16 protein-coding genes are annotated in these 22890 nt (G+C 56.4%); 11 read left to right on the top strand and 5 right to left on the bottom strand.

Annotated features, from left to right (window positions below; translation table 11 throughout):
* Nucleotides 1-71: 71 nt before the first annotated feature.
* From ACIPUD_RS33935 to ACIPUD_RS33900, 8 genes are all read left to right on the top strand, one after another.
* Nucleotides 72-2105, top strand: coding sequence for a DNA/RNA helicase domain-containing protein (locus ACIPUD_RS33935; RefSeq protein ID WP_446482389.1), 2034 nt, complete (start codon nt 72-74; stop codon nt 2103-2105).
* Between the two features lie 245 nt (nt 2106-2350).
* Nucleotides 2351-2632, top strand: coding sequence for a His-Xaa-Ser repeat protein HxsA2 (gene hxsA2, locus ACIPUD_RS33930; RefSeq protein ID WP_446482388.1), 282 nt, complete (start codon nt 2351-2353; stop codon nt 2630-2632).
* Nucleotides 2607-2957, top strand: a complete 351-nt coding sequence (locus ACIPUD_RS33925) for a hypothetical protein (RefSeq protein WP_446482387.1) — start codon at nt 2607-2609, stop codon at nt 2955-2957. The genes hxsA2 and ACIPUD_RS33925 overlap by 26 nt, the downstream gene beginning before the upstream one ends.
* A 27-nt stretch (nt 2958-2984) precedes the next feature.
* On the top strand, nt 2985-4433 hold the full coding sequence (hxsB, locus tag ACIPUD_RS33920) for a His-Xaa-Ser system radical SAM maturase HxsB (RefSeq protein WP_446482386.1): 1449 nt from the start codon (nt 2985-2987) through the stop codon (nt 4431-4433).
* Nucleotides 4430-5608: a His-Xaa-Ser system radical SAM maturase HxsC gene (gene hxsC / locus ACIPUD_RS33915; protein WP_446482385.1), complete on the top strand. Its 1179-nt coding sequence runs from the start codon at nt 4430-4432 to the stop codon at nt 5606-5608. Before hxsB ends, hxsC begins: the two co-directional genes overlap by 4 nt.
* A gap of 227 nt (nt 5609-5835) precedes the next feature.
* Nucleotides 5836-6054, top strand: a complete 219-nt coding sequence (locus tag ACIPUD_RS33910) for a hypothetical protein (RefSeq protein ID WP_446482384.1) — start codon at nt 5836-5838, stop codon at nt 6052-6054.
* Nucleotide 6055: 1 nt separating this feature from the next.
* On the top strand, nt 6056-8389 hold the full coding sequence (locus tag ACIPUD_RS33905; protein ID WP_446482383.1) for an AAA family ATPase: 2334 nt from the start codon (nt 6056-6058) through the stop codon (nt 8387-8389).
* On the top strand, nt 8382-9707 hold the full coding sequence (locus tag ACIPUD_RS33900; protein ID WP_446482382.1) for an McrC family protein: 1326 nt from the start codon (nt 8382-8384) through the stop codon (nt 9705-9707). The genes ACIPUD_RS33905 and ACIPUD_RS33900 overlap by 8 nt, the downstream gene beginning before the upstream one ends.
* Nucleotides 9708-9937: 230 nt before the next feature.
* On the opposite strand, the gene ACIPUD_RS33895 is transcribed toward ACIPUD_RS33900, so the two are convergent.
* On the bottom strand, nt 9938-10603 hold the full coding sequence (locus ACIPUD_RS33895; RefSeq protein ID WP_446482381.1) for a hypothetical protein: 666 nt from the start codon (nt 10601-10603) through the stop codon (nt 9938-9940).
* A 192-nt stretch (nt 10604-10795) separates the two neighbouring features.
* Here ACIPUD_RS33895 and ACIPUD_RS33890 point away from each other — a divergent pair, with 192 nt between their 5' ends.
* From ACIPUD_RS33890 to ACIPUD_RS33880, 3 genes are all read left to right on the top strand, one after another.
* Nucleotides 10796-12967, top strand: coding sequence for an AAA family ATPase (locus tag ACIPUD_RS33890; RefSeq protein ID WP_446482380.1), 2172 nt, complete (start codon nt 10796-10798; stop codon nt 12965-12967).
* Between the two features lie 92 nt (nt 12968-13059).
* Nucleotides 13060-14313, top strand: a complete 1254-nt coding sequence (locus tag ACIPUD_RS33885; RefSeq protein WP_446482379.1) for an McrC family protein — start codon at nt 13060-13062, stop codon at nt 14311-14313.
* A gap of 254 nt (nt 14314-14567) precedes the next feature.
* Nucleotides 14568-17966: a TM0106 family RecB-like putative nuclease gene (locus ACIPUD_RS33880; RefSeq protein ID WP_446482378.1), complete on the top strand. Its 3399-nt coding sequence runs from the start codon at nt 14568-14570 to the stop codon at nt 17964-17966.
* Nucleotides 17967-18209: 243 nt separating this feature from the next.
* Here ACIPUD_RS33880 and ACIPUD_RS33875 read toward each other — a convergent pair whose 3' ends face one another.
* The 4 genes from ACIPUD_RS33875 to ACIPUD_RS33860 form a co-directional block, all read right to left on the bottom strand.
* Nucleotides 18210-18728 carry a hypothetical protein gene (locus tag ACIPUD_RS33875; RefSeq protein WP_446482377.1) on the bottom strand — a complete coding sequence of 173 codons (519 nt, stop codon included), beginning with the start codon at nt 18726-18728 and terminating at the stop codon, nt 18210-18212.
* Nucleotides 18729-18747: 19 nt separating this feature from the next.
* Nucleotides 18748-20136 carry a hypothetical protein gene (locus ACIPUD_RS33870; RefSeq protein ID WP_446482376.1) on the bottom strand — a complete coding sequence of 463 codons (1389 nt, stop codon included), beginning with the start codon at nt 20134-20136 and terminating at the stop codon, nt 18748-18750.
* A gap of 617 nt (nt 20137-20753) precedes the next feature.
* Nucleotides 20754-21998, bottom strand: coding sequence for a pentapeptide repeat-containing protein (locus ACIPUD_RS33865; protein WP_446482375.1), 1245 nt, complete (start codon nt 21996-21998; stop codon nt 20754-20756).
* A gap of 25 nt (nt 21999-22023) precedes the next feature.
* Nucleotides 22024-22848: a S1/P1 nuclease gene (locus ACIPUD_RS33860; RefSeq protein ID WP_446482374.1), complete on the bottom strand. Its 825-nt coding sequence runs from the start codon at nt 22846-22848 to the stop codon at nt 22024-22026.
* Nucleotides 22849-22890: the final 42 nt, after the last annotated feature.

Below are 22890 nucleotides of genomic sequence, written 5' to 3'. Positions count from 1 at the left end.
TGGACATTTGAGCCTTTAGTGGCCAGTAATCTAGAAATGCTTGCGCAGATAAGACGGGATACTTCTTCGATATGGTCGCATATGCGAGCTATACGGCTCAAGAATTTCTCATTACGTCGGACGACGCAATCTTCGCTCGGCTGGTTCGAAGTGATGCAGTTTCTGGGTTCAGCCAATTCTCTCATAAGCAAGGATGGTCGTGGGGTGAAGCCGTTCGGCTTATGAAATCGGCTTGCGAACAGCTCATCGCCGCGAACGCACGATACTCGGATGTCGGCGTCGTCTTAGAATACCGCATCCCCCGTCGAGAAAAGCGATTGGATGCTGCTTTCCTGTTTCGCGAAACAATCGCCGTTGTCGAGTTCAAAGCAGGAAGTTCCACAGCGACGAGCGACGCTTTGGCTCAAGTCGCCGACTATTGTCTCGATCTGGCCTACTATCACGCGGAAAGCCAAGGGCTGAAGATCGTTCCCATCGTGTGCTCAACGGAGGCCCAGTCCAGCCGTGTGGTGCCCACATCCGATGCGACGATGATCGAGGACACACAGTGCGTCGGTGAAGCCGATTTCGCCGCGCTGCTAATTCGCATCGCGAACGACGACGGGAAGGGGAGTTCGGACGGTATTTCGCACGAACGGTGGTGCTCGAGTTCCTATCGTCCGATTCCTGGAGTCATCGAGACCACGGTGAGTTTGTTCAACAAGCACGGCTCCGAAGACATCAACGCCGCGCTGGCCGACCGCGATACGATAGATCGCTCCATGCAGGCGATCGAGGGTATCGCGCAAGACTCTCGCGAGCGGAGCCAAAAGACCTTGTGCCTTCTCACAGGCGTTCCTGGCGCCGGGAAGACGCTAACGGGACTTCGTATCGCGCATAGCCCTGCCTTTCTGCAGGCGGGGTGGCGGAGCGTCTTCCTGTCGGGAAACGGTCCACTGTTGAAGGTCTTGAAGGCCGCTTTGGCGGCAGACTATAAGGATCATCAAGGCTGCACTAAAGCTATCGCGCAGCGACATGCCGAATCGTTGCTCCACAGCGTGCATGCATACCTTGCCGAAGCGCAAAAGACCCAATCGCCGCCGTCAGAGAGCATTGTAATTTTTGATGAAGCGCAGCGCGCCTGGGATGCAGCCAAGATGCAGAAGATGGCGGCGCGACAGCGTAGCTTCGGTGCCGTGTCCGAATTGGCCACACCTGTTGCGGCAACTTCCGAACCGGCTCAGATCCTGGAAGTAATGAACCGCCATGCGGGCGGCGTCATGGTCGTGGCTCTCTGCGGAAGCGGGCAAGAGATTCATGATGGGGAAGCTGGTGTTGGAGAATGGATTGCCGCTCGAAATCAGTCCTATGCCAACTGGCGGCTCATTTGTAGCCCTTCCGCAATCGAGCGAGCGGGTGTCGACGCCGCAGGCGTGAATGCGGAGGTGTGGCCAAGTATGCATCTGAGTAGCTCAATCCGCAGTCATCGTGCGTTGGAGCATGCCGACTGGGTTGATGCTGTACTGACGGGGCGACCCAAAGATGCGCGCCGACACATGAATTATACCGGTTTCCCGATAGCCCTCGTCAGGCGCCTGGATGATGCCAGGGCGTGGTTACGCAAGACGACCCTCGGCTCCAGGCGCTTCGGCTTGGTCGCAAGTTCGGGCTGTTCTCGCTTGAGGCCATATGGGCTCGAAGTTTCGGCCGGGTTCAGGAAGGAATTGGACTACGCTGAGTGGTTCACCGCGCCGCGAGGTGATTTGCGATCGTCATTTGCATTGGAGACCGCCGCAACGGAATTCGAGTGCCAGGGCCTCGAATTGGATAGGGTGGCCGTTTGCTGGGGGTGGGACCTGACCGTTGGGGATGGTGAACTTCTGCCGCGGACATTCCGCGGGACCAACTGGACCAACGTGAGGCGGCCGAGGGAGCGTGAGTACACGATCAACAAGTATCGTGTTCTTCTGACCAGGGCACGTGAGGGGATGGTGATTTGGGTGCCTCTGGGAGATGAGGAGGACCCGACCAGATCGCCCTTCGAGATGGACCGGCTGGCTGATTACCTGGTCGATTGTGGCGCGCAGCCAATTCGGCAGTCGGTCAACGGCTCACTTCTTCCATAATCTCTCATACGCGATGGCCAAGAGATCGTCTTAGCCCAACTCCCGCTTCGCATGGCCAATGCTGGCTTGCGCGCTACCGATGGAAAGCGTCCACTGCGCGCCTCCCCCGGACCCCTGGCCCGGGCTGATCTAGACCTGGGGTAGACTAAAATCGGGTGGCCATAGACAATGGAAACTGTAGACTGAGTGCCCTCAGAAGTTGTAGTAACGCAAGCTCAGACTAATCAGACGGGGGGCTGGCGGATATGACAGAGAAATCAAAAGTTGTGCTTTCGCTTGGCGCGGCGCTCGCTTCGCTAACCGGAATGTCGGTTCAGAGCGCTGAGGCAAAGACCGCAGTTGCCAACGATAGAACAGCAGTAGCGGCTGAAAACACCGGCACGAAGCCTCAGGCAAATGCCTACTATCAGGCGGGGGAAGACCTTCTCGGGTTCGTCATGACGAAGCAGGCCGACGGCACCATCGTCGCGGGACATAGCTCCCACGCGTCGCATGCTTCACATGCCTCTCATGCCTCCAGCCGCTAAGCTTCCTGCGGCGTCTCAGGTCGAGGTAGCTGTCGATTTCGATTCAAGCATCCAAAACCTGAGTGCTTTGGATGCGGCAGCCTATCGTCTGATCGGGTCGGCGACCTGCCAGGTTGAACGGGCAGGAGACCGCTATATTTGCCACTTAATTTCTTCTGGCTATCCGCAAAAAGGAGCCGCGCTCAGTTCAGACGAACTGAGGGAGCGGTTTCTGTACCTTGTTGCCGACGAAAACTTGCGGATTCGCGTTGCTGAAAAAACCGACGGCGTTCGGAACGTCATCCTCGCTCTCGCCTTCGGGGCCCTGGCCCACCAACCAAAATAATGCCGGATAGAGTCCTACCGGAGGACCATGGCGCGGTTTTTATCTCCTGAGACCTTCAGAACGGCAACCGAAGATCTATCGTTGTTGCCGTTCAATTTTGAGCGCACCGGCGCCAATCAATATCTTGTCGCCAATATGGTCGGCGATTTCATCCGCCTGACGGAGGATGAACTGACCAGGCTGATCGACCTTCGTGTCCGCCCCGGCGACGGTCTCTACGAAAAGGCCTATGCCGCTCATCTGGTCAGCGGAGCGAACCAGAAGGCGCAACGGCAGCTCTTGGCGGCCCGGCTGAGAAGCCGGATGTCGTTCCTACAGCAGACGACCCCGCTTCATATTTTCGTCGTGACGCTGCGGTGCGAACACTCTTGCCCATATTGCCAAGTCTCGCGTCAAAGCACCGACCGATCACGCTTCGACATGAGCGAAGAAACCGCGATGCGCGCGCTCGACATCGCGTTCGCCAGCCCGACGTCACGGATCAAGATCGAGTTCCAGGGTGGGGAGCCACTTCTCAATTTTTCGCTCATCAGGAAGATTGTTGCCGCTGCAAAGCAACGGTCCGGCAAGAAGCTCGACTTCGTGATCGCGTCGAACTTGGCCTTATTGGATGACGCCGTTCTCGAGTTTTGCAAAGAGAACAACGTCCTGCTCTCAACTTCTCTCGACGGTCCGGCCGACCTGCACAACAAGAACCGTCCCCGACCGGGTGCAAACAGTCATGAACTAGCTGTTGCCGGAATCCGGCGGGCCAGGGAGGTTCTAGGTCCCGACAGGATCGGGGCCTTGATGACTACCACGGAGGCGAGCCTCGACCGCGTCGATGAAATCATCGACGAATATCTCCAACTGGGGCTGGACGGCATCTTCCTGCGGCCGCTCTCGCCGTTTGGTTTTGCCATCAAGACAAAGCAGTTCGCCAAGTATGACGCGCAGAAGTGGCTTGCGTTCTACGAGCGAGGATTGCGCCGGGTTCTGGAGATCAACCGGCAGGGCACCCCATTCCGGGAGTTCTATGCGACGCTGCTTCTCACACGGATGCTCTCGGACCGGCCCATCGGCTACGTTGATTTGCGCAGCCCCGCGGGCGCCGGCATTGGCGCGCTGGTCTACAACTATGACGGCAGTGTTTTCGCATCGGATGAAGGCAGGATGCTGGCCGAGACCGGTGACGACGCTTTCCGGCTCGGTCACGTCGAACGCGATAGTTACAATTCGCTCATCCTATCGGACAAGCTGATCGGCGCGATTTCGTCGTCGCTGACGCAGTGCGCTCCCGAATGCTCGACCTGTGTGTATGAGAGCCACTGCGGCGCGGACCCCGTCTATCATCACGCAACGCAGGGTGATGCCTTGGGAATCAAGCCTTTGTCTGCATTTTGCGCTCGGCAAAAAGGCATCATGGGCCTGTTGCTGGATATTCTGGAGAACTCTCCGGAAGATGCTGCCATCTTGCGACAATGGGCCGCCGCATGACCCTTCCTCTCTATGGCACAGCCTCGCAGAGCGCTGGATTTTCCTCGGACAAAGCCCGATCGGTCCTCAGGCTCCGGTCGGTCGACAGTGCCGCCGAACGTCACGTGGCTGATTTCGCGCTCGCTAGAACGGCAGCCGACATTCGGCGCGCGATAGAAGCCGATTGGCCGTCCATCCTCGTCGTCTCCGACGGCTCAATGGATCTACCCGGCACGTTCACAGGACAGCTCGTCGCCGTCCCCCCGAAATATGACTATCTCGCGGACGGCGATGTGATCGGCTTCGATCATGTGTCCAGGAAATTCCGTACGCTGTATCGCCGGAATTCGGCTCACAACTCGTTTCTTGTCACGGAACGGTGCAACAATTATTGCCTGATGTGCTCGCAACCACCGAAAGATGTCGATGACCGGTGGATCCTCAGCGAAATCAAAGAAAGCCTGCTGCTCGTCGACCCGGCGACCCGCGCGCTGACGTTCACCGGCGGGGAGACCCTGTCGGATTGGGAAGACTTCATCGCCGTTCTGAAGGAGTGCCGCGATTGGCTGCCGGAAACCGCCATACAGGTGCTGACCAACGGCAGGGCGTTCGCCGACTCGCGGATCGTCGACGCCTGGAAAGAGATCGGCCACCCGAATCTCATGGCGGCCATTCCGGTCTATTCCGCCGTGGATCATATCCATGATCACGTGGTGCAGGCCAAGGGTGCGTTCGACGAGACAATCTTAGGCATCCTAAAGCTCAAAGACCGGGGACAACGGGTGGAAATCCGTGTCGTCCTGCATGCATTGACCGCGCCGATCATTGAGGACACGGGCCGGTGGCTTGCCCGCAATGTGCCGTTCGTCGATCACGTCGCGTTGATGGGCCTCGAAAACACGGGCTTTGCCATCGCAAACGATGCCATGCTCTGGATGGATCCGGTGGACTATTGCGATGGTCTCGCAAGAGCCGTCGATCACTTGAGTGCCGCTGGCGTCAACGTGTCGATATACAACCTTCCCAAGTGTGTTCTTCCAAAGTCTGTTTGGCCGCACGCGCTCCAATCGATCTCGGATTGGAAAAACGGTTTCGTGGAAGAATGCGATCGCTGCGACGAAAAGAACGCTTGCAGCGGCTTTTTCACAACCGGGCGACCACGCTTCAGCCGGGGAATACGCGCGATAACTTCCTAGCAGAGCGGCCTGGAAGGTTGTCCGACTCCAGATACAGGAGAGCACGCATGAGATTAGCAACGGTTTCATTCCCAGCTACTGCTAAGTGCGGTGTCTCTCCCGCTCCAACGTTCGCAAGGATTGTGAGAGCAGCATCCCGACGTTCGCTCGAGGTACGTAGACGAGCAGAATATTAAGATGTTTCGAGGTGCTCGACGCGCAGCCGTCCTCGACCGGTATGAGATCCGTTGGACACACTCGGCCGCAAATTGATCGAATCCGCCGTTGCCGGTCTGCAGATGTGGCACCCCAACATTTACCCGAGATGGGAACACTTTCTCGATGACCGCTTCCTTGTCTCCATCGGCGCCCAGGCCGAAAAAATTGATCTTTTCACGCCCGTCCTCGGCTTCCTCCGCGAACTGACATCAGGGACGGCTAAGCAAAACCAAGATTGGAAAGGTTAATATGGATATTGAGCCGCAGCTATTGGATGACCTGAAGAGCGCCATCGATCGCGGCCAAGCGGCCGGCGAAATAATCACGTCTCAGCAACATGATGAGTACATCCGCAATTTCCGCGAACGATTTGGTCCGGATGCGCTTCGAAGGTTGGATGGTGAAGCTCTACTCAAGACGATGCACGGCCGTCGGAGTAGCGATTCCCGCTGTTTGAGTTACTGGCTTGAGTTTATGAACGACGAGACGTTTGCCACGAACGCATTTGGCGGAATCGGAGGCGGGTCAGCACTGAAGTTCGGCGTATATCAGAGACCGACCGATGGCGAGTGGATGGGCGGTAAAGGCACGAATCCAAAAGCCATTACGGTTGACGATGCAATCCAAATAGCCCGGCGTCAACGTGATGAGCTGCTAGCGGGCGACAAGCTCCTAGCAGAGCTAAATTCGGTTGATTGTTCAGACGAAGCTTATAGTGATCTTCAGAAACTCATGGAGGGTGCCGCGCCGGAACTCTCTGGGGATGGTTGGGCGCATAAATATTGGTTTTTAACGCACTCCGATAAGCTCGATGACTACCATAGCCCGCGCTACCAGCGCTTTCATCTGTATAAACTGTTGCAGATGCCTCCCGACGGTGTTGGAATACTTGATGGCGGAGCGCCCCGCTTCGTTTGCGCTGGGCGCTTCGTGAGAATTGCGCGCGCTCTCAATGTTCCAGTTAGCATCCTGACCTCAGCGCTTAATCGACGGACAGGAGGCTTCCATCGGTTCTGGCGCATTGGAACGACCGAAGGAAGTGATGGCGATAGCCAATGGGCCAATATGCGCGATGGCAATTACGTTTCTATTGGTTGGCCTGATTCCGTTCCAGATCTCTCTCCTCATCTTAGCGAAGAGAAGGTCACTCTTAAAGATCGGATTAGGGAATGGCTGGTTCCTGCTTACTCGAATTCGGGAGTCGCTTCTCGTAAGGCGGGCGAGGTAGTCAAGTTCGTGCGCGAGATGGCCGAAAACGATCTTGTGTTAGCCTGCGAAGGACAAACGGTGCGTGGTGTCGGACGAGTCAGTGGTTCGTATGAACATGAAGGAGGGCTCCGTTTCCCCCACAAGCGCCCCGTACAATGGCTTCTCCTAGATCCCTGGCAATTGCCACAGCCAGAAGGGCCGCGCACCACCGTTTTTGAACTGGGTAGGAATGGCGAGAATTTACTTGAACTGGAGCACAAGATTTTTTCTGGAGGAGTTTCGAACTCACCTACCAGTCGGCTGCATACAGCGCGTGCCAAGGCAGCTACTGCTGTGACGCAACTGCCGCCGTTGGATCAATTCGCGGCAAGGGTGGATGGTATCCTGCGTCGCAAGGGGCAAGTACTTCTCTACGGCCCGCCTGGAACCGGCAAGACCTATCTCGCGGTTCGAGCTGCAACAGAGCTTGCCGCACGTCAGCGCTTCGGCAAGACCCATTCGATGCTTACGGATCCCGAGCGCGCTGAGATCGAGAATCCGAACGGTCTAGTACGGAAATGCACCTTTCATCCCGGATACGGTTACGAAGACTTCATAGAAGGCCTGCGGCCCGAGACGGTGTCGGGGCATTTGTTCTTTGAACGGCGCGCTGGAATTTTCAAGCAACTATGCGCCGATGCCGAGAAGGCTAACGATAGACACTTTTTCCTCGTTGTGGATGAAATCAATCGAGGTGATGTTCCCAGAATTTTTGGCGAGTTGATTACGCTCCTTGAGCGCGACAAGCGAGGCAGCGTTGTCACGCTTCCGAGCGGATCACATTTTTCCGTCCCGTCTAACGTCTTCGTCATCGGCACGATGAACACAGCCGATAGGTCGATCTCGCTGTTAGATGTCGCGCTTAGAAGGCGCTTCGGATTCATCGAGCTGATGCCGGATAGCTCGCTGCTTGAAAGACGTGCCGTGGGCGAGTTGCCGCTTGGCCCCTGGCTCGACGCGCTCAATGCTCGTTTGCGACGTCATTTGAAGCGCGACGCGCGCAACCTTCAGATTGGGCACGCATACTTGCTCGGTCAGCCCATCACATCTGTTGCGGAATTCTCGCGTGTACTTCGCGAGGATCTTATCCCGCTTCTTGAAGAGTACTGCTACGACGACTTTGATGCATTGAGCGAAATTCTCGGGCCAGGCCTAGTAGACGTCCAAGGCGCGCGAATTCGGGACGAAATATTTAATATAAAGAATGAGGATAGTCTGCTTCAGGCTCTTGCTTACGAAGAAATGCAATCGTTGACGCTAGTTGAAAATCCAGAACAAAACGATGCTGTAGATGATGCGGCTGACTCGGCCGCTGACGAAACGGACGATGCTTAAGTATCCTCAAACTGACGTCGAATCCGTTCCGCTCACGCTTAATGAGTGGGGTCGCGTCGAAGCTGCTTCATGTCCGCAACTCTCGGGTACGACGCTCAAGAATAATCTCGCAGCGCAAACCCTAGCGCTTGCAATTCGCAGCCAGGTCGACGTCCGAGAGGGATACAAGGGCCTCGAAGTTTCCACGACCTCTTTTGTGGGGCACATCTCTGTGGGCCCTCTTCGGATCAACATCAATCCCAAGCTGCAGGGGTTGGCCCTAACGTCGCTGGTTCGCTACGCCTATGGTCTACGTGACTTCCAAGTAATTGGGCAGACCCTCACTCCGACAGCTCAATACGGTATGCACGATATTCTCATATCGCTGTTAGCGGCGGAGATTGAGGAACTGCTGCATCGGGGCTTGCTGCGCCGGTATGTTCCAGTTCCCGAAATGCTCACAAGTCCCAGAGGGCGAATCCTCGTCGATAAGATCGCGTCTCGCGGCGGGATCGTGAATGGAGCACTTCCGTGTTTGCACTTCCAGCGGCATGCCAATTGGAGGCTGAACCAGGTTCTGCGATCGGGGCTCGACCTCGCAGGAAGCATGACAACCAATCGGGATTTGTATCGACGCGTTCGGAGCTTGTCCGAAGCATTCGACGCAGTCGAAACAACTGCGCTCCAAGGGCGTGATCTCGATGAGGTTGAGCGAGGGCTGACGCGTCTCACGGCAACAAGTCGGCCTGCACTGACGCTTATTCGACTTCTATTTGGAATGCACGGCACGTCAATAGAGACGGAGACGGCTTCTCACCGCACCCTCGGATTTCTGTTCGACATGAATCTCTTTTTTCAGCGTCTGCTTTCCCGATTCTTGCGCGAGAACCTTGATGACCTCTCGATAAGGGATGAGCACGCTACCAAAGGCATGTTTGCATACCCACCACTCGGAAACCCCAAAGGACGCTCTTTACCGAGACCGCGGCCTGACTTTGCGCTATTCAGCGCTAAGGGCCTGATCGGTTTCCTAGATGCAAAGTATCGTGACGTCTGGGAAAAAGGTTATCCTGCAGGTTGGCTCTACCAACTGTCCATGTACGCGTTAGCTTCGCCAAATCAGAAAAGCATTATTCTGTACGGGACCACTTCATCAGAAGCTCGCGAAGAGCGGATAGAAATTCGTCACCCCGTGCTCGGGGGTGCCGGATCTAACCCGACGGTGATCTTTCGTCCAGTGCGGTTGCAAGAGTTGGCTATGCTGCTGCGTTCCTCCAATGATGGGACAGCGAAGTGGGAACAGCGGAGGAGTTTCGCGCGCTCCCTTGTTACTTTTTGAGTCTTTAAGCTGCCCGGATCGAACATTCGCACGTCGTAACAGGTGGATTAGTCTTGGCTCATGTACTTGCGCGACCGTGGGCTCGGCCGCTGGCTGAGTTCTTCCATAACAACTGATGTGCGAATCGCAGTAAAGGCGGGCCGTTCACCAATTCTCGATGTCGCTGGAAACCTAGCGGGTCCCCCGCGTCGATACGGCAGGTAATGTCCCGGTGGAAGGCGAGCTAGCCCTCAATCAAGGTTGGACTGGGCCCGCTGAACCAGCTTGGCAAACGGCAGAAGTCGTTGTGCGGCGTCCATCGCTGCGTCGATCGACCTTCTTTGCTTTTCAACCGGTGCAGTAATATCGAGAGCGTCCGTCCTTGTCACCAAGTCTACCGTCCTATCATGATGCTCAAGCCACATCGAACTGGGAATATCTGCCAGTGCCGCCGACGCAATTTCCTTCCAATGGCCTTCGCACACCAGGGAGACGGTAGAGTTCGTGAAACGATGCACCAGTCTCATGTAGGTGGGGAAATCGACCGCTTTGAAATAGTACGCTCTATCCCCGCCGGGCTGGAAGGTGAGGTCGAATTGCTCGTATCTGCTCAAGATGTATGCCCGGTAGTCCTGCTTGAACTTGGTAAGCGTGTTGCCTTCCTCCGCTCGCGGGGTAACTTGTTCCTTCAGTAAAGTCACGCTGACGACGTAGCCGTCGGGCCCATTTATGGGAACGTCGATGGCTCCAGCCGCGACAGCATGTCCGATGCAGCCCTTGTCCATACGACGCCGATCGCCGTTGAAGTCCAGGAAGACCGGGACCTCCCGAGTCCCGAGGTGCCATGCGATGTTTTCCAATTGCCTTAGGAAGTGTTCTTGGCGCGGTCCCTCTGCCGTCGCCGTCGTCTTACCCAAGGATCTCGCATCAAACACGGACGCGGACGCAACGAATGTCTCTGCTCCAACTCCATAACTCTCGTAGACCAATGGTACCGGCGTCCAATCGGGCATTGCAAAATCCAGTGTTGCCGAGGGAAGGAGTATACCGAATTCGTTTGTAGCTTTAGGGTTGTACCGTCACCCGAATGATTCTCTGGAAAAGTGCTCATGAGTCAAGCTGACGACATTCGTCGTTTCGTGTGTATAAACATTACTGAACCGGCTAGAGCGCGCGGCGACACTTCCGTTTCAATCAGAGCGGGCGACGTGCACCGACAAATGGAGCTTAGCAACGCTCTCCCGGCCGTTTGTAGCGCCATTGGGAGCGACAAATTTCTTGCGGAAGCCGCTGTTTCGCTGATGGCGAGGGAAGGTCCTCAGAACAGCACAACGACGGTGTTCACATTCGCGATCGAGAATGACGCAGCTATAGACGTTCCTGCCGCCGAAGCAGAACTGCGACGCCGGTATGGCACGCCGGATGTCGACACCAAGTATTTGGTATCGTTCAATCTGCCAGATGCACGGACAGTCGCTCTCCAGCGCGGCAACGCGATAGTGCAATTGTGGTTCGAGGACGATGGATCGTCGGTCCCTGACGCTCAACAAAGGCTATATGGGCCTGACGAGGGCCGGCATTCAAACCTGCCTAACCGTCTAACGCACCAGCCGTCGACCTCCATGAGGGCGGAAGGCTTCCCTCGACCTGTAAGAAGCGTGCGCGTGACAAGCAGTTCGCAGCTTAGGTCGGTCTTAGACTGGTACGAGCAACGAAAGTTCGGCGCGACCACCCGAGATTCACGACAGCTGCGCGACCGGGAGATCCAAGTGGCAGGGCAAATGGCTACAAACCTAATTCTCTTTGGCCCGCCGGGAACGGGCAAGACATACTCCAGCGCGCGAGAGGCCGTAGTTCTGTGCGATGGAGCGCCGCCGGTAGACTCCAGTCGAGAGGCGCTCATGGAGCGCTTCAACGTACTCAAAAAGGCGGGTCGCATTGCTTTCGTAACGTTTCATCAAAGCTACAGCTATGAAGAATTTGTGGAGGGTCTAAGGCCTGAAACTGCGGGTCAAGAGGGCGAGGGTCAAAGTTCCGGAGGCTTTAGGCTGAAGCCAACCGATGGAGTGTTCAAACGCGTGGCGACGGTTGCTCAGCAGGCCGGTCGTGCGACGTCGATTCACATAGACCTAAGCACTCGAGACTTCTTTAAGATGTCGCTTGGCTCTGTTGACGAGGACGAAGATATCTATCGCTCGTCGATAGATGGAAACTATATTGCGCTAGGATGGGGGACCGAGTTCGATTGGAGTGATCCTGTCTACCGGGACTTTGATGCTATTCTGGAAAAATGGCACTCCAAGGATCCGAATTTAACTAGCCAAAGCTCTCGCGTGCGTCAAAGCCACTATATGCGAGCGGTAGTCAAGGAAGGGGATATAGTCGTTGTCTCGTATGGAAATAATCAGTTTAGAGCGATCGGGGAAGTAACTGGTCCCTACGAGTATGTCGCAGATGCGAGTCAGTTTCGTCATAGACGAAAGGTTAAGTGGCTTCGGGTATTTGATCGCCCTCTGCCAGTCGAGACAATCCTACGAGGGAAATTTACACAACCTGCCCTTTACAAGCTTGATCGAGATCGGCTCAATCTTTCGGCGCTGAACACCCTCATTGGTGGAGGCAAGCCAACCGCTTCAGATGAGGGGCCGCCGCTTCCTTACGTTTTGATTATTGATGAGATCAATAGAGCTAACATCTCAAAGGTATTCGGCGAACTTATTACGCTGATCGAGCCTGACAAGCGCCTAGGAAGCGTGAACGCGCTGACTGTAACTCTGCCATATTCGGGAGAGGATTTCGGTGTGCCGGCCAATTTGCACATAATCGGGACAATGAATACGGCCGATCGATCGATCGCATTGCTTGATACCGCCCTGCGACGGCGATTTCAGTTCAAAGAGTTAATGCCCGACCCTTCTGTCTTAGGTCGAGCTGGTTCGATTGATGTTTCGTCGGTGCTGCGGCGAATGAACGAGAGGGTCGAATATCTCTTTGATCGGGAGCACCAGATTGGTCACGCATATTTCATGAGCTGTGACACGCGCCATCAGTTGGACGATGTCATGCGCAACAAGATCATACCCTTGCTCTCTGAGTACTTCTATGACGATTGGGAAAAGGTCAGGCTAGTCCTCGGAGAGACGAGCGACGAAGGAAGATTCGTTGTTCGAACGAAGCTGCCGCCGCCACCGTCTCTTTCCGAAGAGAGTGCGCCAGAGCGGTTTCGGTATGCGGTCCGTTCGAGTTTTCCAGAAGGGGCCTATGAAGGTTTAATGGCGTGATTCATCGAACGGTTAAGGAGTGGGAATATCTGCAGATTGAGCCTGCTTCGGACGGGCCCAGGGCGTTCACCCGGTCCGTCGCCGATCGTGTCATGAGCGTTGCTCGGAACGTGAGCTTAGGAGGTGATGGCGGGGAACGAGTATTGCTGGAGGGGTCGTCGAAGCTCCGCGCACAGCAGGTTGTTGGTGTGTTGGTTGCAAAAGGTGTGACGGTAGAAATCCTGCCCAAAATCGAGGGGTTGAACGAAGATCAAGCGATCCGGCGAAGCCTCGTGCATATGTTGGCTCTAGTTCTCGATCTAGATATTGCGGTCGGGGCAACGGCGACCTTTGCCTGGCAGGAGGAGAACTTGCTGGAGATCCTCATTCGCCTGTTCAGCGAAAAACTATTCGCGACGCTCCGTCAAGGGATGCCGAGGGCGTATATTGGTCGCGAGGATGACGTGTGGGCTCTGCGTGGGAGCCTCAACGTCGTGCGCCAATTTACAATGTTGGCAGCAACGCCGCAAAGACTGGCGTGCCGCTTTGACGAATTGAGTCCGAACATCGTTCTAAATCAAATCATGAAAGCGACGGTCGCTCGGCTTCTAACAATCTCCGGAAATGCCGAAAATCAGCGGCGCTTAAGGGAGCTGGCCTTTGTCTATGAAGAAGTAGCGCCCATTCCGGTCCGGACTCTACGTTGGGACCAAGTCGTGCTCGATCGAACAAACGTCGGTTGGACAGAACTTCTTAGGTTTGCAAGGCTGCTACTCCAGAGCCGCTATCAGTCCACAACGACGGGGACATCGGACGGGTTCTCTCTGCTCTTTGAGATGAACAAGCTCTTTGAGGAGTTCGTCGGGCGCAGCCTCAAGGGTGCGCTGCAGGGGACAGGCCTTGCCGTACGGCTCCAAGGCCCCAGGGAATATGCGTTGATTGATCGACGAAGTGGAGCGTTGCGCTTTGCCACTCGGCCGGACGTTGTCGTTAGTCAGAACGGAAAGCCGCTGCTCGTTATCGACACTAAGTGGAAGCGACTTAAGGAGGCGACTGACGATCCAAAGCGGGGAGTTGGTCAGGCTGACGTCTATCAGATGATGGCCTATGCTCACGTGTATGAGTGCGATCGTTTGATGCTGCTCTATCCCCATCATCATGAGCTTGCTGAACGGGATGGGCTAGTCGCGGTTCATCAGATTGCAAGGAAGTTGGATAGTCTCATTGGAATAGCGACGGTGGGCCTGGCTCGTCCCGAGCGCGTTGGTATACTCTTGAAACGCTTGCTTCTCAATGAAGAGAGCCCTTTCGATCTAAAAGTGGACCGCTCTCGAGACGTGCAACAGATTGCTCCCGTTCCGGGATGAGGAGCGAATTCGGAAGAGGGCGGGATTGGGTGTTAGCTGGCTCGCGTCGGCACGCTCTGATACGAAACGGCAGCCGCTGCTCATGCTCTGCATGACACGCTTGCCGTCAATGACAGGAAAGGCCCCGGGGGCGAATTCGACTTTACCTCCCTGTTTCTCCACATGACCTTTCGCGCCCATTGGAAGGCCGATATCGTTGCTGCGGAAGCCGTGCCCCCAAGGGGCATGGCAAAGCCGAACTCGCGGGGACGTAGATGCAAAAGAGTGGTGAGGCGATCGTCTTTAGCGCTGGCGACTTGGTGGGGCACCTGAATTGTCGTTACCTCACGCACCTCGACCTTAAGGTCGCCCAGGGCGAACTGCCCAAACCAAAACTCCGTGACGACCCAACCCTCGATGCCCTGGTGGAGCGCGGCAAGGCTCATGAGCAGGGTTTCGTCAATCATCTCGCCACGGAGGGCGGGACCGTCACAGTAGTTGCCGGCGTCGGTGTCGATGACGCATCGGTTGACCAAACGTGGCAAGCGATGGTGCGGGGCGATGCGGTGATCGTTCAGGCGGCGTTATGGAATGGGCATTGGAGCGGTCGCGCCGACGTGCTGCGGCGAGTCGAGACACCAAGCGGTTTGGGCGCCTGGTCCTACGAGGTCACGGACGCTAAGTTGGCTCGCGAGACGAGGGGCAACACGGTTCTGCAGCTGAGCCTCTACTCAGATCTACTAGCGATCATACAGCAGAGAGTCCCGGAGGCAGCCCATGTTGTGACGCCCGGGACAGAGTACCAGCCGGAGGCCTATCGCGTGTCCGATTTTGCGGCGTTCTACCGGCGCATCAGGCGAAGCCTGGAGAGCTTTGCGGCTGCGCCCCCGAATGACGGCCTCTATCCCGATCCGATCGAGCACTGCGAGGTCTGCCGATGGCGCGAGCCGTGTGCTTCGAGGCGGCGCGCGGACGATCACCTGTCGCTTGTCGCAGGGATAGCCAAATCACAGATTGAGGAGCTGGTCCGGCGAGGTGCGGGTACCATGGCCGCACTAGCGACGCTGCCGATCCCGTTGCCGTGGCGACCCGATCGGGGCACTGTGGCAAGTTACGAGAAGATACGCGAGCAGGCGAGGCTCCAGGTGGAGGGGCGTATTGCGGGCCAGGCGCTTTACGAGGCGCTGCCGCTGGTCGCGGGATTCGGCCTATTCCGGCTGCCTGAGCCTTCGGCCGGCGACATCTTTTTCGATTTCGAGGGTGATCCGTTCGTGGACGACGGAGGGCTCGAGTTCTTATTCGGCTACCTCTATGCCAACGGCGACGGCACAGACGCCTATACCGGCGACTGGGTGACGACACGGCAGCACGAACGGACGGCGTTCGAGCGCTTCATCGACTTTGTCACGCAGCGGCTGGCCGAGCACCCCGGCCTGCACATCTATCACTTCGCGCCCTATGAACCGGCGGCGCTAAAGCGGTTGATGGGGCGGTACGCCACGCGGGAGGACGAGGTCGACAACCTGCTTCGAGCGGGCGTGTTCGTGGACTTGTACGCCATTGTCCGGCAGAGCATTCGCGCCAGCGTCGAAAGCTACTCGATCAAGAAGCTCGAGCCGCTGTACCGGTTTGACCGCACCGTCCCGCTGATCGATGTTGGGAGCGCCATGGCGCGGGTGCAAGCCAGCCTCGAATTGGGCGCCGCCGATGCGATTGATCCGGGTGATCAGGCTGCCATCGTCGGTTACAATCGCGACGACTGCGCCTCGACCCGCGCATTGCGGGACTGGCTTGAAGGCGTTCGGGGCAGGCTAATCGCGCAGGGGCAGACGATCGATCGCCCGCAGCCGAAGGCTGCCGAGATTGGAGTGGATCTAACTGCCTGGAAGCGCCGGGTCGCCGGACTTGTGGCCCGGTTGACCGGCGATGTTCCGGACGATGTGGCCGAACGAAGCCCAGAGCAGCAGGCGCGCTGGCTACTGGCTCACCTGATCGACTTCTTCGGCCGCGAAAACAAGGCGGTTTGGTGGGAGTATTTTCGGTTGAGCGATTTGTCGGCCGAGGATCTCTTGTATGAGCGCGCGGGATTGGGAGGATTGACCTTTCTCAGTCACGTTGGTGGAACAGCGAAGGCCCCGATTCATCGCTACAGGTTCGCGGTTCAGGAGACTGATGTCCGCCCCGATGATGATCTGAAAAGTGTAGGCGGCGATAAGCTTGGCAGCGTCGTCGCGATTTCCGATGATGACAGAACAATCGACATCAAGAAGCGCCAGGACACAGCAGGTTTTCATCCCGAGGCCGTGTTCGCCCACAAGTTCATCGATAATCAGGTTCTCGCAGAATCGGTGTTTCGGATTGGCGAATATGTAGCGGACCACGGGATCGTCGGGCCAGGCGCCTATCGGGCTGCCCGCGACTTGCTGCTCAATGTCGCGCCGCGTCTTCGCGAGCAGGCGTTAGAACAGGCTGGCGAGCCCCCGCTGGCAGCTGCAATGCGCGTTGCGCTCTCGCTTGATCAAAGCGTTTTCCCAGTGCAAGGGCCGCCGGGGGCCGGCAAGACATATGCCGGTGCGCGCATGATATGCGCACTTGTGCGCGACCAGCGGACGGTCGGAGTTACGGCCAACAGCCATAAAGTTATTCGCCACTTGCTAGAGAAATCCCGGGAAGCGGCGGCCGAGCAAGGTGTTACAATCCAATGCATTCAGAAGGTCAAGGATGAGCCGGCCTCTCTGCCGGGACTGCAGCAGACGACGAAAAACCCAGACTTCATCGACGGGCTAGGCAACGGCTGCCAGGTTGGCGGAGCCACAAGCTGGTTTTGGGCGCGACCGGACGCGGCAGGGATTGTGGATGTTCTTTTCGTCGACGAAGCGGCGCAGATGTCATTGGCAAACGTGTTGGCCGTGTCGCAGGCGGCCGAGAGCATTGTCCTCCTGGGCGACCCGAGGCAGCTTGAGCAGCCGATACAGGGGAGCCATCCGGATGGCGTTGCAACGTCGGCGCTTGATCATGTCCTGGTCGAACACGCAACGATCGAGGCCAGCCACGGACTTTTCCTTGGTGAGACATGGCGCTTACACCCCGATATCTGCACCTTCACGTCGGAGCTATTCTATGAAGGCCGACTTCGCTCGCGCGCAGGAATGGAGCGACAGGAGATCAGGTCGTCGAGCCGTGTGAACGGGGTAGGCCTTCGTTATCTCGCTGTCCCGCATGCCGGTAACCAGAACTCGTCCCCCGAAGAGGCGGACGAGATCAAGACGCTCGTCGATGAAATACTCGCCAACAACACAAGTTGGATCGACGGTACAGGGAAAGAAGCGGTAATCAGGCTAGAGGACATACTGATCATCGCTCCTTATAACGCGCAGGTCTTCGAACTTCAGGAACGATTGCCTGGCGCTCGGATCGGGACCGTTGACAAGTTTCAAGGACAGGAGGCGCCGATCGTGATTTATTCGATGACCACCTCGTCTCATGCCGACGCCCCGCGAGGAATGGAGTTCCTCTACAGCGCGAACCGGCTGAACGTGGCAACGTCGCGGGCGAGGTGCATCTGTGCATTGGTTGCCAGCCCCCGGCTGTTCGAGGTTGAGTGCCGAACGCCCCGCCAGATGCAATTGGCGAACGCGTTCTGCCGATATCTCGAATTGGCTCGTCCGCTTTAGCTGCGAGCTTCCTCGTGCGGGCAGGTTAGTCAGCGGGGCCGAATCGGCCAAAGGCCGACTTCTTCCATAACAATGGATACGAGAACGCAAGGTTCAAGCGAGCAAGCAGTTAGGGGTAGCTCTAGTACGTTAGGATGCAAGCGACAGGTTAACTGCAATGGGTTGAAGCCAGGCCGTTGGAATTCGGGCTTTGTCGGTGCGATCGCTCAAACCAAAGTGCTTTCGTCGGAAGATTTTCTTTTGTCATTGTGTTGGGGGACTTGGATGAACAGCAGCATTTGTCGGACTTAGTCCAACTTCCGAGTGGTTGAATTCCGTTTCCGAGCGCCTGATCTCTTCAGACTGGAAGAGAAAGGCGCCAAGTGCACCGGTTGTTATATTCATAAACGATATAATCAGGGTTACATAAGTCATAAGCTGAGGAAACGTCATTCCCTCGCGATGTCCTGGCTGGTTCGAAAGATAGAAATAGAACAAAACAGCGGCTGCTAGGCACCAAAACACTATAAATGGCGCATAGATAAGTGTACGGAGCAGACTCTGATCAGCTATCGTGCCGGCCGACGGATTGCCGCGGAAGAGAAACAGAACGGCTGCGCCGATATAACCAGCGAATACGGGAAAGACGACTTGGACGACCTGTAACGCTTGCTGCGCGTCGAAGGGCGTAAATAGAGGTGAGACGATAACGAAAGCTGAGAAAAGGACAGTCGTCATCAAACTGAGCAGAATAAGCCTGCGTCGCGCGTGTTCGGCGGTCATCACTAAGCTCCTGTCAAACTCAAGTGCCTCGACTGGTTTTGCATTTCAGAGACGGCGATAGCAGCCGGATAATCCCGTTGCGCATCGCAGTCGCATCTGCATCCTGCAAGAGTTTGTATCCATCTTGGTTGAGGCTATGCGTGAACGAGGTAGCAGCGGTAAGTGCAACTGCCGCTGTCATTCGATCGGTCTCTTCTAAAGATAAATCGACTCGCGTGGTTGAGATCTCATATGTTGTCTTGTCTCGGAAAAACGCTGATAGACCATAGCGCGTCGCCATGAGGATTGTCCGATTAGCTCCTTTCTTTACGATTTCCACCGAGTAAGCTGGGTCTGCATTTCCCTGATTGATCTTTCGCAGATCATCCGCAATTGCATTCGCGAGCACATCGATGTCAGCCTTGATTAAAGCAGGTACCGGATCGCAAGCAATCTCATCCCCTCCAATGCCGTCGAGTCCATTAAGTGCAGTTGGATAGAATGAGATGCGCAAGTACGAGGACGTCCCGTTAGATGTATACACCGTATAGCAATTCTCTGGACTTCCAGGCACACCAGCTACGCTGATCAGGCTGCAATGCGCAATGGACCGGATGTGATCCTCCGGAGATGTCAGCTCGATCGCAATACTGCAAGTGCTAGCGCAGTTGCGAACATCAGCTGTTCTCGAGAAGGTGACATAACTTTCCCAAAACTCGACAACTTTCATTCCATCGGCGACCCGCCTACTGTCTGCGAAGTCGCCGAAAAGATCGTGACCATAGAAGTCGAACTCTTGATGCAAGAGTGCTTCGAACCGGCCGCGATCGAGGGAGATTGAAATGTTCTTCAAGTTCTCCGGATTAGCATCATAGATCAAGCGGCCTTCAAACCAGCCGTCGGTCATGGCGTCGTATTTATCTCGCTGCGGCTTTGGTACCTCGCTGTCGTATTCGAAGGAATGGTTAAGCGCATCGTAAAGCGGCGAGATGGTCCCGTCATAGGCAGCGAACGGGATAAATCCTGGATAGGGCGACGAGAGAAGAACCGGGACGACTTTTTGATCTCTATCTCTTGTGTCCCGAAAGGCGTTCACGATTGTCAAGCCATTGATTGGCGGATAGTTGCGCTTCTTGAGGACTTGGAGAGCTCGCGGTGCGGCCTTGGCTGCCGCGCTCACGACACGTTTTCGTTCTGCTGGTGTCAGATAGCGGCGCGTGCATTGCGATCGGTAGCCGAAGAAATCGCATGTCCGCTTTTCTTTAGCAGTCAATATTTCATCCAACACAATACTCGCGGCGTTCGAATACTCCGCTTCTGCAAACACCTCCCGAATACGAGCGCGGGAGCCTTCCGCCGCGTCTGATGCAGTGATCGCGGCTATACTTGAAAATAGAATGAAGCTCACTTGAGCCAGTATACGTGCCATGAGTTTCCTCGTATTATTGTCCATGACAGTCGAGCCGTGCTTCGATCGTCAAGGCAGCAGCTCCACTTAGGCGTCTCCCATTGGGCTCATCTCTCGGTTTTGTACTCGCTCGCGTTACCGTGACGAGCAATCGGAAATGTAAAGCGGCTAGCATTGCAGAGTAGCAGGTCAGTTGCACCTGCTCGGCTGCGACCGTGATCTCCGCTCTCAGCGCATGTGGGTAAACAAATCTCTCGCCATCCACCTGTAGCATATGGCAGGCCCGCGGCTAGGAAGCGTTGGCGGGGTCAGACAAATTACTTTGCGGCGCAGCCGAGCCGTTCAATGTGAATTGTGCACAGTTGCAGGCTGAGCCGCGAAATTTAGAAATCGCTTAAGTTTTTTTTGGAGGTTGTTCGAACATCGAAAGGGCCGCGGTCCATTAAAATTGGTCGTACGTGTCAATCCCGTTCACCCAGCTCTGCGAGAAATCCCAGCTCAATTTAGTTTGGCGTTGTGACAAACGGTGCCGCAAATCTTGCACAACCACTGGGCGATGTCCACTCGGCTTTCTGCTGCAATGCAAAGCGGAGCGCCTGCACGGGGAAGGTGACGATGATCTCGACTTCGGGCACGCGTCATTGCTGCGATAGCGGCGGGCACGCGATCGGTTTGTATTCGAAACCTACCGGCTCCGTGCATTGCTTGATGCCCTTTGCAAGGGTCGCGCTCTTCTTCAGCTCGGCCAGCATGTCTTTGGTGAAATATGGCTGTTCGCATTCGAGTTGTTCGGCTGTCATGCCTGGCGCGCCGACGCAGGCGTTCTCCAGTTCCTCCACCTTCAGTCCGGTGACTCCCTTGAAGCTGACCCGCGAAATCGTCGCGTGGTCGAACTTCGCTCCCGCGAGCGTAGCTCCCGAGAAGTCAGCACCCTGAATGTTAGCATACGAGAAGTTTGCATCCGTGAGATTGGCGTCGATGAAGTGCGTGACGTAATGCCGCCTTTCGTCGCCATTCCATGTACCTCGGCACCGTCGGGGCCGCGAGTCATCCGCTGCGGGTTCGTGGAGGCGATTGCCGATCGCCGTGCACCAGCCACGGTTCTGCCAGTCACCTGCCTCGATGCCGATGAATTCGGTGCCCGGCAATTCTGCCTTCACGAAATTGGCGCGGTGCATCTTGGATGCCGACATTCGAGTATGGCCCAGGCCTTTGACGACGCCCCATTCGTCCTGCAGATCGAGGCCAACGTAGCAGCCATGCTCCAGGTCAAAATGCTTTCCGCTCGGATCGTCCTGGGCCTTTCGCTCGCCGATGCTCCGCATCGCGAGTTGAACTGATCCGTCTAGTTTGAACTCGAGATGGCGATACGTTTCGCCCGAACAAAGCTTGTCGGAGGCTGTCTTAACATAGGACGATAGCGCATCGAACACGGCCCGGTGGTAGGTCCGGTCGCTTCGTGCAACAAAGGTGAGGACGTGGATCGCCTCCGCCCGCGCGGGCTCCGATCCAGCCGTAGCGTCGGTCGACAGCAGCGGCTTGATATTGGCGGCAAACAGTTCGGCCTTCTTCTGATTGAATGCGTCTTCAGTCCCTCTGATGCCTTGGAGGCTCGTGATGACGGTGCCGAAGACGGCAAGTCCCCCCAGCGTCTGCATGATAGCTGAGCGGACCTTTGACCGCATCTCAATGATCTTGCCCAGGTCATCGGGCGGAATGGGAATGAGCCTGCCGTCGTCGCCCAACTTGCGATCGATGGGCACCGCATAGACCGGAACCAGAATAATCAATGTGATCGAAAGGACCACGTAAAGAGCAATCGAGGTGAGCAGAACATCCACTGGGATGTACAGCCCCCATAGCGTCAGCCCCGCGTCCATCATTCACCTGTGCCTATCCTGCCGAAACTCATCCGGCAGCATCAATTGCAAAAATGCTGTCGAGAAGATGCGCAAGGCGCACGCCCGCCTTCTGCAACCGCTCCCGGATAATGACGTCGCTCATGGCCAGATACGTCGCATCGATAGTCACACTGCCACTTTCAGGTGGATCGCAGGAGCTTCCATGGAAACTGCAATAGCCCGTTTCGGCTGCCTCGCTGATTGCAAAGGACTCATTTGCCCAATCGTGGGGATCAGACGTATTCCATTCAGCGATTTGCTCATCCGTGATGGCATCAAGCAGCTTGTCGGCGGCAAGCTTCACATCCGTACCGACGGCGTGCGCCACAAGGCAAGTATCCCAGGCGGAGTGAAGATTTCGGCTACAGGCGCCGGAGACGTCGATGTCGTTGCCTCCACGATCATCCGCGAAGGAAACATGGAGTGGCTGATGGACGTCGCCGACCCAATGTCCCAGAGACTTGAGCGCTATTAGGCGGTCGGCGGTTTTCGACGACTTCGAGGCCACGTTCTTGGCATCGTTGAGGATGGCTGTCACCACGCACTCGGTGGCGCCACCGCAGTCATCTGTGGTCAGCGGCTTCCCATCGCGAGCCAAGTTCAGGAAGTGGCGCGGCGGGTGGATACGCGGATGGTCGGGAAAGATGCAAGAGTCTGCGAATGTATCAAACTCCGTTCCGGACTTGGTTAGTTTGCGGACAGCGGCACGGGTGTCGGGTTGAGCAAGACGGAAGGCAATTTCGCAGACGATCTTGTGTCCCTCGTCGCCCCACGCGGCGGCCTGACCGCAAAGGGCGGCCCACACGATGATGGCAAGCGAAAGACACCGCATGATACATCTCCCTTCAGATATGTAACTCGAACGACGGGCTCG

It is taken from the genome of Bradyrhizobium sp. CAR08 (assembly GCF_052871955.1).
Note: the sequence above shows the minus strand (reverse complement) of the source record. Positions and strands in the feature narration are given on the sequence as shown.

Bases quoted from the DNA above. Each gene is read 5' to 3' on its own strand.
- ACIPUD_RS33935 (WP_446482389.1), top strand. From the start codon at position 72: ATGGTCGCATATGCGAGCTATACGGCTCAAGAATTTCTCATTACGTCG.
- hxsA2 (WP_446482388.1), top strand. From the start codon at position 2,351: ATGACAGAGAAATCAAAAGTTGTGCTTTCGCTTGGCGCGGCGCTCGCT.
- ACIPUD_RS33925 (WP_446482387.1), top strand. From the start codon at position 2,607: ATGCCTCTCATGCCTCCAGCCGCTAAGCTTCCTGCGGCGTCTCAGGTC.
- hxsB (WP_446482386.1), top strand. From the start codon at position 2,985: ATGGCGCGGTTTTTATCTCCTGAGACCTTCAGAACGGCAACCGAAGAT.
- hxsC (WP_446482385.1), top strand. From the start codon at position 4,430: ATGACCCTTCCTCTCTATGGCACAGCCTCGCAGAGCGCTGGATTTTCC.
- ACIPUD_RS33905 (WP_446482383.1), top strand. From the start codon at position 6,056: ATGGATATTGAGCCGCAGCTATTGGATGACCTGAAGAGCGCCATCGAT.
- ACIPUD_RS33900 (WP_446482382.1), top strand. From the start codon at position 8,382: ATGCTTAAGTATCCTCAAACTGACGTCGAATCCGTTCCGCTCACGCTT.
- ACIPUD_RS33890 (WP_446482380.1), top strand. From the start codon at position 10,796: ATGAGTCAAGCTGACGACATTCGTCGTTTCGTGTGTATAAACATTACT.
- ACIPUD_RS33885 (WP_446482379.1), top strand. From the start codon at position 13,060: ATGAGCGTTGCTCGGAACGTGAGCTTAGGAGGTGATGGCGGGGAACGA.
- ACIPUD_RS33880 (WP_446482378.1), top strand. From the start codon at position 14,568: ATGCAAAAGAGTGGTGAGGCGATCGTCTTTAGCGCTGGCGACTTGGTG.
- ACIPUD_RS33875 (WP_446482377.1), bottom strand. From the start codon at position 18,728: ATGACCGCCGAACACGCGCGACGCAGGCTTATTCTGCTCAGTTTGATG.
- ACIPUD_RS33870 (WP_446482376.1), bottom strand. From the start codon at position 20,136: ATGGCACGTATACTGGCTCAAGTGAGCTTCATTCTATTTTCAAGTATA.
- ACIPUD_RS33865 (WP_446482375.1), bottom strand. From the start codon at position 21,998: ATGATGGACGCGGGGCTGACGCTATGGGGGCTGTACATCCCAGTGGAT.
- ACIPUD_RS33860 (WP_446482374.1), bottom strand. From the start codon at position 22,848: ATGCGGTGTCTTTCGCTTGCCATCATCGTGTGGGCCGCCCTTTGCGGT.